This window comes from Cronobacter condimenti 1330, from assembly GCF_001277255.1.
Taxonomy (GTDB): Bacteria; Pseudomonadota; Gammaproteobacteria; order Enterobacterales; family Enterobacteriaceae; genus Cronobacter; species Cronobacter condimenti.
The window spans coordinates 1,285,735-1,297,613 of the sequence record NZ_CP012264.1 but is presented as its reverse complement, the minus strand read 5'-3'; the positions used below and the strand labels follow the sequence as shown (position 1 = coordinate 1,297,613).

The window sequence follows — 11,879 nt, the reverse complement described above, 5'->3', positions numbered from 1 at the left end:
CATTCAAAAAATCGAGACGGATTGCCCCGGCTTTCGGCGAACGGGTATACCCTTACACTGTGCTGCTGTTCAATCCGCTCCTGTTTTCTAACTTCCGAGGTGAACAATGAGACTGATTCCGCTGGCTACACCGCAGCAGGTTGGCAAATGGGCCGCCCGCCATATTGTTAAACGTATTAACGATTTTAATCCGACCGCTGATCGCCCTTTCGTACTTGGCCTGCCGACTGGCGGCACGCCGCTTGAAGCTTATAAAGCGCTGATTGAGATGCACAAAGCGGGCCAGGTCAGCTTTAAGCATGTCGTTACGTTTAACATGGACGAATATGTCGGCCTGCCGAAGGATCATCCGGAAAGCTATCACAGCTTTATGTACCGCAATTTCTTCGACCACGTTGATATTCCCGAAGAAAATATCAACCTGCTGGATGGCAACGCGCCGGATATTGACGCAGAATGCCGCCGCTATGAAGAAAAAATTCGCGCTTACGGCAAAATTCATCTGTTTATGGGCGGCGTGGGTAACGACGGTCATATCGCATTTAACGAACCTGCTTCTTCACTCGCCTCCCGTACCCGTATCAAAACGCTGACGCATGACACACGTGTGGCGAACTCGCGTTTCTTTGGCGGCGATGTGAATCAGGTGCCAAAATACGCGCTCACGGTAGGTGTCGGAACGCTGCTGGACGCGCAGGAAGTGATGATTCTGGTGCTGGGCCACGTTAAGGCGCAAGCGTTGCAGGCGGCTGTCGAAGGTAACGTGAACCACATGTGGACAATCAGCTGTCTGCAACTGCATCCGAAAGCGGTTATCGTTTGCGACGAGCCTTCCACCATGGAACTGAAAGTGAAGACGCTGAAGTACTTCACTGAGCTTGAAGCTGAAAATATTAAAGATCTTTAAAGACTGGTTACCGGGGGCATTATGTACGCTTTAACCCACGGCCGGATTTACACCGGCCACGACATTCTGGATGACCACGCGATTGTTATCGCCGATGGCCTGATTGAGCGCCTCTGTCCGCTGGCCGATCTGCCGGCGGGCGTTGAGCAGCGCGACATGGGCGGCGCCATCATCGCCCCCGGTTTTATTGATGTACAGCTGAACGGCTGCGGCGGCGTGCAGTTTAACGATACCGCTGAGGCGGTCTCGGTAGAAACGCTGGAAATGATGCAAAAGGCCAACGAGAAATCGGGCTGCACCAGCTATCTGCCGACGCTCATCACCTGTAGTGACGCGCTGATGAAACAGGGCGTGCACGTAATGCGAGACTATCTTTCCCGCCACAAAAACCAGGCGCTGGGTCTGCATCTTGAAGGGCCATGGCTGAATATTGTTAAGAAAGGCACACACAATCCGGATTTTGTGCGTCAGCCGGAGGCACAACTGGTCGACTTTCTGTGCGAAAACGCGGATGTCATCACCAAAATCACGCTTGCGCCGGAAATGGTGGCGCCTGAGGTGATTGCACAGCTGACCGCGGCAGGGATTGTCGTTTCTGCCGGGCATTCTAACGCGACACTGAAAGAAGCGAAAAAAGGCTTCCGGGCGGGTATTCGCTTTGCCACCCATCTTTTCAATGCCATGCCTTACATCACAGGCCGCGAACCAGGTCTCACCGGGGCTATCTTTGACGAACCAGATGTCTGGTGCGGCATTATCGCCGATGGCCTGCACGTCGATTTCGCCAATGTGCGACTCGCGAAAAAAGTGAAAGGCGACAAACTGTGTCTGGTGACAGATGCTACGGCGCCAGCAGGTGCCAATATTGATGAGTTCATTTTTGCTGGTAAAACAATATACTACCGTAATGGTCTGTGCGTGGACGAGAACGGTACGCTAAGCGGCTCGGCATTGACCATGATTGAAGGCGTGCGCAACCTGGTGGAGCATGTCAATATCGCCCTGGACGAAGCGCTGCGTATGGCAACGCTGTACCCAGCCCGCGCCATGGGCGTTGCGCACCGGCTTGGCAGCATCGAAGCGGGCAAAGTGGCGAACCTTACCGCCTTTACCCGTGATTATAAAATCATCAAGACCATCGTTAATGGTAACGAGGTCGTTACTGAGTAAATAAAGGCATGACGACTGGCGGACAGGCTCAAATTGGCAATGTTGATCTCGTAAAACAGCTTAACAGCGCGGCAGTTTATCGACTTATCGACCAGCATGGACCGATATCCCGTATACAAATAGCCGAACAGAGCCAGCTTGCGCCCGCCAGCGTCACCAAAATTACACGTCAGCTTATCGAGCGCGGCCTGATAAAAGAAGTGGATCAACAGGCCTCTACCGGCGGCCGCCGCGCTATCTCCATTGTCACCGAAACGCGCCATTTTCAGGCTGTTGGTGTCCGCCTCGGCCGACACGATGCCACGCTGACCCTCTTCGACCTGAGCAGCAAAGTCCTGGCGGAAGAACACTTCCCTTTACCGGAACGCACCCAGGAAACCCTTGAACATGCGCTGCTAAACACCATCGCGCAGTTTATCGAGACCTGGCAGCGGAAAATTCGCGAACTTATCGCGGTCTCGGTGATTTTGCCAGGCCTGGTGGACCCAGAGAGCGGCGTGATCCGCTATATGCCGCACATTAATGTCGAGAACTGGCCGCTGGTCGATGCGCTACAAGCGCGCTTTAACGTCGCCTGCTTTGTGGGTCACGATATCCGAAGCCTGGCGCTTGCGGAGCACTACTTCGGTGCAACACGCGACTGCGAAGACTCCATTCTGGTGCGCGTACACCGCGGTACTGGCGCGGGCATTATCTCAAACGGACGTATTTTCATCGGCCGTAACGGCAACGTTGGCGAAATAGGCCATATTCAGGTCGATCCATTAGGCGAACGTTGCCACTGCGGCAACTTCGGCTGCCTTGAAACCGTCGCGGCTAACGCTGCGATTGAGCACCGTGTGCGCCAGTTGCTTGAACAGGGTTACCAGAGCCGTCTCACGCTGGAGGATTGCAACATCAAAGCGATTTGCAAAGCCGCCAATCGGGGCGATGCGCTGGCAAGTGAAGTCGTGGAGCGCGTAGGCCGTCAGCTCGGCAAAACCATCGCCATCGCGATTAACCTTTTTAACCCGCAAAAGGTCGTTATCGCAGGGGAGATTGTTGAAGCACAGAAAGTGCTGCTACCCGCTATCGAAAGCTGTATCAATACGCAATCCCTGAAAGCATTTCGTAAAAATCTGCCGGTTGTCCCTTCGCAGCTCGATCACCGCTCGGCGATTGGCGCCTTCGCACTGGTGAAACGCGCCATGCTTAACGGATTGTTATTACAGCGTTTACTGGAAAGTTAACGAGTCATTTTGGCGTATGCGCTATAGTTACGCCTTTCTGTTCCCTGAGCCAGAGTAGTCCATGACCATTCAGAACGTAATTTGCGATATTGATGGCGTGCTGATGCACGATAACGTTGCCGTGCCCGGCGCGAGCGAGTTTCTGACCCGCATCCTTGAAAAAGGATTTCCGCTGGTCTTGTTAACTAATTACCCTTCCCAGACCGGTCAGGATCTGGCGAACCGTTTCGCATCCGCTGGCATCGATGTACCAGACAGCGTGTTTTATACCTCTGCCATGGCGACAGCGGATTTCCTGCGTCGTCAGGAAGGTAAAAAGGCGTACGTAGTTGGCGAGGGAGCGTTAATTCACGAACTATATAAGGCTGGTTTTACTATTACCGACATCAATCCTGATTTTGTGATCGTCGGTGAAACGCGTTCCTATAACTGGGAAATGATGCATAAAGCCGCTTTCTTTGTGGCTAATGGCGCACGCTTTATCGCTACCAATCCGGATACACATGGCCGCGGTTTCTACCCGGCCTGCGGCGCACTCTGTGCGGGCATTGAAAAAATCTCAGGTCGTAAGCCGTTTTATGTCGGCAAGCCGAGCCCGTGGATAATCCGCGCGGCACTCAACAAAATGCAGGCGCATTCAGAACATACCGTGATTGTCGGCGATAACCTCCGTACAGATATTCTGGCGGGCTTCCAGGCCGGACTGGAAACCATTCTGGTCCTGTCAGGCGTGTCGACGATTAACGACATCGACGCGATGCCGTTCCGGCCAAGCTGGATTTATCCCTCTGTCGCCGAAATCGACGTAATCTGAACCTGACGGCCATTGATGATGGCCGTTTTTTTTAGCTTCTACACAAAAGGCCCATTCAATAAAATATCGTTTTTTTTAGCGAACCGCTAAAAACCGCCTCTCTTTACTAACCATTTTTAAATTTTCGCTAACGCCTGTTGAATTATTTATTATCTCCTCGCTAAAACGCTTGCATAGCCAGCACCCTTTACGGCATTTTCTTAATCAACGACAGGGGCTGACGCGAAAAACTTGCATAACCCGCAACGCCCGCAGACAGACAACACAACATCACCGCCAGGGTTAACGGAGTTTTCTATGTGTTCTATTTTTGGTGTGCTGGATATCAAAACCGACGCGGTCGAACTGCGTAAGAAAGCACTTGAGCTGTCACGCCTGATGCGCCACCGCGGCCCGGACTGGTCCGGCGTTTTCGCAGGCGACAGAGCGATCCTTGCGCATGAACGTCTCTCTATTGTGGACGTCAACGCAGGTGCGCAGCCGCTCTATAACACCGAGAAAACCCACGTGCTGGCGGTGAACGGTGAAATCTACAACCACCAGGCGCTGCGTGCCGAATATGGCGATCGTTTTGAGTTTCAGACGGGTTCTGACTGTGAAGTCATCCTGGCGCTCTATCAGGAAAAAGGTCCGGACTTTCTGGACGAACTGCAGGGAATGTTTGCTTTCATCCTGTATGACCGTGAAAAAGACGCCTACCTGATTGGCCGCGACCATATCGGTATTATTCCGCTCTATATGGGCCATGACGAACACGGCAACTTTTATGTGGCTTCAGAGATGAAATCACTGGTGCCGGTATGTCGCACTATCAAAGAATTCCCGGCAGGCAGCTATCTGTGGAGCCAGGATGGCGAAATTCGCCAATATTATCAGCGCGACTGGTTTGAGTATGACGCGGTAAAAGACAACGTGACCGATAAAGCCGAATTGCGTCAGGCGCTGGAAGATGCGGTGAAAAGCCATCTGATGTCTGACGTGCCTTACGGCGTGCTGCTCTCTGGCGGCCTGGATTCATCCGTTATTTCCGCGATTACCAAAAAATTCGCAGCGCGTCGTGTGGAAGATCAGGAACGTTCTGAAGCCTGGTGGCCACAGCTGCACTCTTTCGCCGTCGGTCTTGAGGGCTCGCCGGATCTGAAAGCGGCGCAGGAAGTGGCAAATCACCTTGGCACCGTGCATCACGAAATTCATTTTACGGTGCAGGAAGGGCTGGATGCGATCCGCGATGTTATCTATCACATTGAAACCTACGATGTGACCACCATTCGCGCCTCAACGCCCATGTATTTAATGTCTCGTAAAATCAAGGCGATGGGCATCAAAATGGTGCTTTCTGGCGAAGGCTCTGACGAAGTATTTGGCGGTTATCTCTACTTCCATAAAGCGCCGAACGCGAAAGAGCTGCATGAAGAGACCGTGCGTAAATTGCAGGCGCTGCATATGTTTGACTGTGCACGCGCCAACAAAGCGATGTCTGCCTGGGGCGTTGAAGCACGCGTGCCGTTCCTCGATAAGAAATTCCTTGATGTGGCGATGCGTATCAATCCTCAGGATAAAATGTGCGGCAACGGCAAGATGGAAAAACATATCCTGCGTGAATGTTTTGAATCTTATCTGCCAGCAAGCGTAGCGTGGCGTCAGAAAGAGCAATTTTCTGACGGTGTAGGCTACAGCTGGATTGATACGCTGAAAGAAGTGGCAGCAGAACAAGTTTCCGACCAGCAATTGGAAACCGCGCGCTTCCGCTTCCCTTACAACACACCGGCATCAAAAGAAGCGTATCTCTACCGCGAGATCTTCGAAGAGCTGTTCCCGGTACCGAGCGCGGCGGAGTGTGTGCCTGGCGGTCCGTCCGTTGCCTGCTCTTCTGCAAAAGCTATCGAATGGGATGAAGCGTTCAAAACCATGAACGATCCTTCAGGTCGCGCGGTGGGCGTGCACCAGTCCGCTTATAAATAAGCGAACACAAAACACGCAACGGGCCTGCGCGGCCCGTTTTTTTATTGGCGTAAAGAGGTTCGGACGTTTCCTCTTTTCGATTGAGTTAATGGATAATTCGCCCGGAATCGCCGAATATTGCATCAAGCTGTTCGCAAGCTAGTCAAACAGTCACAATACGTCGATTTTCGCCAAAAAAGGTGTTGACGCTTCCAGGCCCAATACGCATAATGCGCCCCGCAACGCCGATAAGGTAACGCGAAAAAAGATGGCTACGTAGCTCAGCTGGTTAGAGCACATCACTCATAATGATGGGGTCACAGGTTCGATTCCCGTCGTAGCCACCATCTTTTTTGCGGGAGTGGCGAAATTGGTAGACGCACCAGATTTAGGTTCTGGCGCCGCAAGGTGTGCGAGTTCAAGTCTCGCCTCCCGCACCACTTCGTAATTGCGTTGCACGGATGGGGTATCGCCAAGCGGTAAGGCACCGGTTTTTGATACCGGCATTCCCTGGTTCGAATCCAGGTACCCCAGCCATATTTCTTCGACTTTTGCGTTTCCCGCAGCAGTCGTTGGGGTATCGCCAAGCGGTAAGGCACCGGTTTTTGATACCGGCATTCCCTGGTTCGAATCCAGGTACCCCAGCCAGTTGTTATGGCTGGCGGAGAAGTAAAATTTGGCTACGTAGCTCAGCTGGTTAGAGCACAGCACTCATAATGCTGGGGTCACAGGTTCGATTCCCGTCGTAGCCACCATATTTGAAGCGTCTTGCTTATGTTAAGCGAGATAGCGCGAAGTAAAATTCGCAAGAGTTTCTTGGGGTATCGCCAAGCGGTAAGGCAGTGGATTCTGATTCCACCATTCCGAGGTTCGAATCCTCGTACCCCAGCCACTTTGAAGAAGCGGTTGGCAAGAAGCTAAACGCACAGGTTAAAGGTTCTTGGTTTCTTCCTTTAACTGACAATTCAATACCAACATTTTGTTGGGGTATCGCCAAGCGGTAAGGCAGTGGATTCTGATTCCACCATTCCGAGGTTCGAATCCTCGTACCCCAGCCACTCTTTAAAAGCCTGCGAAAGCAGGCTTTTTTCTTTTCGGCTACACGTTACTGCTCTGCTAAAAGCTGCCTCGCCTCATTATTTATTACTCCACCTCGTAAAGCCGTATCATTTCAGCGTGAATACTCATAAAAAAGCCCGCTTTCGCAGGCCTTTTTCAATCAGCGCAGCCGCTTTATGTCAGACAATGCAGGAAATAAGGCGGTGAGGCTGCATAATAAAGAAATAACAAAAAGCATGTTGTAACTAAGGCACTACAACCCCAGCGCATATTTGAGTGCCTGACGCTTCAGCACGCCGGAACGTTGCGCCGCGATAAGCCCCAGGTTACGCAGCACACGTAGCGGTTTAAGTTTCGCGGTAAAGCCCGCGTGGAAAAGATCCATACCGCTTTGCATCAACAGGTTATCGGGCATACGGCGGCGCTGGTAGCGCTTCAGCACGTTAAGAGAAGCCCAGTCCTCCCCGGCATTGCGCGCCGCGATAACGACCTCCAGCAGCGCATCCACATCCCGGTAACCAAGGTTTACCCCCTGCCCCGCCAGCGGGTGAATCGTGTGTGCGGCATCACCCACTAGCGCGACGCCCGACAACACGTAGCGTACCGCATGCCGGCGCGCCAGCGGGAATGCCCCGCATGCGACAGGCGTAATGCAGCCAAGACGTGCCGGGAATACGCTTGCTACTTCACGACCAAGCTGCGTCAGAGGCATCGCCTGCAACTGGCGAATGCGCGCCGGGCGGTCATACCAGACCAGAGACGCCCAGTTATCAAACAGCGGCAAAAAGGCATGCGGCCCGTTTGGCGTAAAGTGTTGCCATGTACTGTCGCCAGGCGGCTGCTGGCACTGCACGCTAATAAGCAGACACGATTGCTGATATTGCCAGGCATTAACCCCAATACCCGCCCATTTGCGCACCTGCGAGCTTGCCCCGTCAGCACCAATAATAAGTCTCGCCTGCAGCGTTCCGCCATTATCGAACGTCAGCTGATAGCCGTTTTGCACCGCCGCCATCTGGGTGAGGGTCGCCGGGCAGCACAGTTTTACCGCCGGATGTGCCTCCAGCGATTCCCACAAGGCTCGTTGCAGCACGCTGTTTTCTACCATATAACCCAGCTCAGGCAATTGCAGTTCGTCTGCGCTGAATTCAACCCGCGCTTCGTTCCACTCCCAGGTTTCGAGACGACGGTAAGGATGCGCGCGCATCTCCAGCACCCGTTGCCAGACCCCCAGCCCGCGCAGCACGTTCACAGAAGCGCAACTGATTGAGGAGATCCGCACATCCGGCGGATTTTGCGGTGAAAATTCAGGTGGTGCGGCATGCTCTACTACCGCCACCTGGAAACCATTTTGCGCCAGCCCCAGAGCTGCGGCGGCGCCCACCATGCCACCGCCGACGACGGCGACTTCAATGGGTTGATTTGTCATGGTCATTTTATCCTTAAGCAATCTATTCTCAGTTTACCGGATTTTTCGCCGCCTGACGTCTTTGCCTCGCCACTGGTCACGAACACGCCAAAGCATTACAATACGCGGCCAAAATGAGTGGCTGTAACTGAGCAATGGCAAGTCAATGACGAAAAAACTCCATATCAAAACCTGGGGCTGTCAGATGAACGAATACGATTCATCGAAGATGGCCGATCTGCTGGAAACCACGCACGGCTTTACGCTGACCGACGTGGCGGAAGAAGCAGATATTCTTCTGCTGAATACCTGCTCAATTCGTGAGAAGGCACAGGAGAAGGTTTTCCATCAGTTAGGTCGCTGGAAAACGTTAAAGGAAAAGAACCCGGATGTGATTATCGGCGTGGGCGGCTGTGTCGCGTCTCAGGAAGGTGACCATATTCGCGATCGCGCCCGTTACGTCGACATCATTTTCGGGCCACAGACCCTGCATCGCCTGCCGGAAATGATTAACCAGGTAAAAGGCACCCGCAGCCCTGTCGTGGATATCAGCTTCCCGGAAATCGAAAAATTCGACCGGTTGCCTGAGCCGCGTGCGGAAGGCCCGACCGCGTTCGTTTCCATCATGGAAGGCTGTAATAAATACTGCACCTACTGTGTGGTGCCCTACACGCGCGGTGAAGAAGTCAGCCGTCCGAGCGATGATATCGTGCTGGAAATCGCCCAGCTTGCAGCCCAGGGTGTCCGTGAAGTGAATCTGCTCGGTCAGAACGTTAACGCCTGGCGTGGCGAGAACTACGACGGCACCCCCGGCACCTTTGCCGATCTGCTGCGTCTGGTTGCGGCCATCGACGGCATCGATCGCATTCGTTTCACCACCAGCCACCCTATCGAATTCACTGACGACATTATCGAAGTCTATCGCGATACACCTGAACTGGTGAGTTTCCTGCATTTGCCGGTTCAGAGCGGCTCTGACCGCGTGCTGAACATGATGGGGCGCACCCATACTGCGCTGGAATATAAAGCGATTATTCGTAAGCTGCGCGCAGCCCGTCCGGATATTCAAATCAGCTCGGACTTTATCGTCGGTTTCCCTGGCGAAACCCAGCAGGATTTCGAACAGACGATGAAGTTGATTGCCGAGGTCAATTTCGACATGAGCTACAGCTTTATTTTCTCAGCTCGCCCAGGCACCCCTGCCGCCGATATGGTGGACGACGTGCCGGAAGATGAGAAAAAACAGCGTCTGTATATCCTTCAGGAGCGCATCAACCAGCAGGCAATGGCCTGGAGCCGCCGTATGCTTGGTACGACCCAGCGTATTCTGGTTGAAGGCACATCGCGTAAGAGCATCATGGAGCTTTCTGGCCGTACCGAAAACAACCGCGTGGTGAACTTCGAAGGCTCACCGGATATGGTCGGTAAGTTTGTCGATGTCGAAATCACTGAGGTGTTCCCGAACTCGCTGCGCGGTAAAGTCATTCGCACTGAGGAAGAGATGGGCCTGCGTGTGGTCGAATCTCCGGAATCGATCATCGCCCGCACCCGTAAAGAGAACGAACTCGGCGTCGGGATTTTCCAGCCGTAAGCCGCAGACCTACGTATGCCGCTCCGTGCGGCATACGCTTATTTTTCACCCATCCGCTCTTGTATTCTGAAAGCCGCACCCAAATATCCCGGTTGTCGCTTGCGCCTTTTTCCCTCGCCGTGAATAATTTCTCTAAGGCCCTGAGAAAATCAGCAGGCATTTTATTCACCTTAACTGGCCCTTTGTGACCAAGAGGACAAGTTTGAATATCGAAACACGTGAATTTACGCTGGAACCCGCAGACAACGCTCGTCTGCTTAGCCTCTGTGGCCCCTTTGATGACAACATCAAACAGCTGGAGCGCCGCCTCGGCATCGAAATCGCTCGTCGCGATAATCACTTTAAACTGACCGGCCGCACGATTTGCGTCAGCGCTGCCGCAGATATTCTGCGCAGTCTTTACGTCGATACTGCGCCCATGCGCGGTGAAATCAAAGAGATCGAGCCGGAACAGATTCATCTTGCTATCAAAGAGTTCCGCGTGCTTGAGCAGAGCGCTGAAAGCGTCCCGGAATATGGCAAAGCGGTCAATATCAAGACTAAACGCGGCGTGATTAAACCGCGTACGCCAAACCAGGCGCAGTACATCGCGAATATCCTTGATCACGACATTACCTTCGGCATCGGTCCTGCGGGTACGGGTAAAACCTATCTTGCGGTCGCAGCGGCAGTGGATGCGCTGGAGCGTCAGGAAATCCGCCGCATCCTGTTGACCCGTCCTGCGGTAGAAGCGGGCGAAAAACTCGGCTTCCTGCCAGGCGATCTCAGCCAGAAGGTCGACCCGTATTTGCGTCCGCTCTATGACGCCTTGTTCGAAATGCTCGGTTTTGAACGCGTGGAAAAGCTGATGGAGCGCAACGTCATTGAAGTCGCGCCGCTGGCCTACATGCGCGGCCGTACGCTTAACGACGCGTTTATCATTCTGGATGAAAGCCAGAACACCACCATCGAACAGATGAAAATGTTCCTGACCCGTATTGGCTTTAACTCCAAAGCGGTGATTACCGGGGACGTCACGCAAATCGACTTGCCGAGAAATCTCAAATCAGGTCTTCGTCACGCCATCGAAGTGCTCTCTGACGTTGAAGAAATCAGTTTTAATTTCTTCCATAGTGAAGACGTCGTCCGCCACCCGGTCGTTGCACGCATCGTCACCGCCTATGAAGCCTGGGAAGAGGCTGACCAGAAGCGTAAAGCCGAACAGGCCGCAGAACGTAAACGTGAAGCCCAGGCGCTGGCCGCAGGCACGCAGGAGAGTAAATGAGTCAGGTGATTCTCGATTTGCAGGTCGCCTGCGAAGAGACCTCCGGTTTGCCGGATGAAGCACAGTTTCAGACATGGCTGAATGCTGTCATCCCCCAGTTTCAGGAAGAATCAGAAGTCACGGTACGTCTGGTCGATGAAGCGGAAAGTCATGACCTTAACCTTACCTACCGCGGTAAGGATAAACCCACCAATGTCTTGTCATTTCCGTTTGAAGCGCCGCCCGGTATCGAAATGCCGTTACTGGGCGACCTGATTATCTGTCGCCAGGTGGTTGAGCGCGAAGCGCAGGAACAGGAAAAGCCGCTCGAAGCCCACTGGGCGCATATGGTGGTGCATGGCAGCCTGCACCTGCTGGGTTATGATCATATCGAGGATGACGAAGCCGAAGAAATGGAAGGCATCGAAACCGAGATAATGCTTGCCCTGGGCTTTGACGATCCGTACATTGCCGAGAAAGAGTAATCTGTGCGGCAGTCCGCTGCCGCCAGTGATTT

The 11,879-nt window shown here is 53.3% G+C and carries 9 protein-coding genes and 7 tRNA genes; 15 read left to right on the top strand and 1 reads right to left on the bottom strand.

Features of this window, described 5'->3' with window-relative positions; translation table 11 throughout:
* The first annotated feature begins 106 nt into the window (after positions 1-106).
* The 12 genes from nagB (at position 107) to AFK62_RS05900 (ending at position 7,119) form a co-directional block, all read left to right on the top strand.
* Positions 107-907, top strand: coding sequence for a glucosamine-6-phosphate deaminase (gene nagB, locus AFK62_RS05955; RefSeq protein WP_007670385.1), 801 nt, complete (start codon positions 107-109; stop codon positions 905-907).
* A 21-nt stretch (positions 908-928) separates the two neighbouring features.
* Positions 929-2,077, top strand: a complete 1,149-nt coding sequence (gene nagA, locus AFK62_RS05950; RefSeq protein ID WP_007670383.1) for an N-acetylglucosamine-6-phosphate deacetylase — start codon at positions 929-931, stop codon at positions 2,075-2,077.
* Positions 2,078-2,085: 8 nt separating this feature from the next.
* Positions 2,086-3,306, top strand: coding sequence for a DNA-binding transcriptional regulator NagC (nagC, locus tag AFK62_RS05945; RefSeq protein WP_007670380.1), 1,221 nt, complete (start codon positions 2,086-2,088; stop codon positions 3,304-3,306).
* A 61-nt stretch (positions 3,307-3,367) separates the two neighbouring features.
* Entirely contained in the window at positions 3,368-4,120 is a 753-nt protein-coding gene (locus AFK62_RS05940; protein ID WP_004387185.1) for an HAD-IIA family hydrolase, read from the top strand.
* A gap of 297 nt (positions 4,121-4,417) precedes the next feature.
* Positions 4,418-6,082, top strand: a complete 1,665-nt coding sequence (gene asnB, locus AFK62_RS05935; protein ID WP_007670377.1) for an asparagine synthase B — start codon at positions 4,418-4,420, stop codon at positions 6,080-6,082.
* Between the two features lie 249 nt (positions 6,083-6,331).
* A tRNA-Met gene (locus tag AFK62_RS05930) sits at positions 6,332-6,408 on the top strand.
* An 8-nt stretch (positions 6,409-6,416) separates the two neighbouring features.
* Positions 6,417-6,501: transfer RNA gene (locus tag AFK62_RS05925), tRNA-Leu, on the top strand.
* Positions 6,502-6,523: 22 nt separating this feature from the next.
* Positions 6,524-6,598 (top strand) — tRNA-Gln (locus tag AFK62_RS05920).
* 36 nt (positions 6,599-6,634) lie between these two features.
* Positions 6,635-6,709 (top strand) — tRNA-Gln (locus AFK62_RS05915).
* Between the two features lie 30 nt (positions 6,710-6,739).
* Positions 6,740-6,816 (top strand) — tRNA-Met (locus tag AFK62_RS05910).
* Between the two features lie 62 nt (positions 6,817-6,878).
* Positions 6,879-6,953: transfer RNA gene (locus AFK62_RS05905), tRNA-Gln, on the top strand.
* 91 nt (positions 6,954-7,044) lie between these two features.
* Positions 7,045-7,119 (top strand) — tRNA-Gln (locus tag AFK62_RS05900).
* A gap of 254 nt (positions 7,120-7,373) precedes the next feature.
* Here AFK62_RS05900 and ubiF read toward each other — a convergent pair.
* Positions 7,374-8,549, bottom strand: a complete 1,176-nt coding sequence (ubiF, locus tag AFK62_RS05895) for a 3-demethoxyubiquinol 3-hydroxylase (protein WP_007670376.1) — start codon at positions 8,547-8,549, stop codon at positions 7,374-7,376.
* Positions 8,550-8,694: 145 nt separating this feature from the next.
* Here ubiF and miaB point away from each other — a divergent pair, with 145 nt between their 5' ends.
* From miaB to ybeY, 3 genes are all read left to right on the top strand, one after another.
* Positions 8,695-10,119 carry a tRNA (N6-isopentenyl adenosine(37)-C2)-methylthiotransferase MiaB gene (miaB, locus tag AFK62_RS05890; RefSeq protein WP_007670369.1) on the top strand — a complete coding sequence of 475 codons (1,425 nt, stop codon included), beginning with the start codon at positions 8,695-8,697 and terminating at the stop codon, positions 10,117-10,119.
* A gap of 202 nt (positions 10,120-10,321) precedes the next feature.
* A complete protein-coding gene (locus AFK62_RS05885; RefSeq protein WP_007670368.1) occupies positions 10,322-11,383 on the top strand; it encodes a PhoH family protein in 1,062 nt (353 codons plus the stop codon).
* The gene (ybeY, locus tag AFK62_RS05880) at positions 11,380-11,847 is read left to right on the top strand and encodes an rRNA maturation RNase YbeY (RefSeq protein WP_007670367.1); all 468 of its coding nucleotides are present in this window, start codon (positions 11,380-11,382) and stop codon (positions 11,845-11,847) included. The genes AFK62_RS05885 and ybeY overlap by 4 nt, the downstream gene beginning before the upstream one ends.
* Positions 11,848-11,879: the final 32 nt, after the last annotated feature.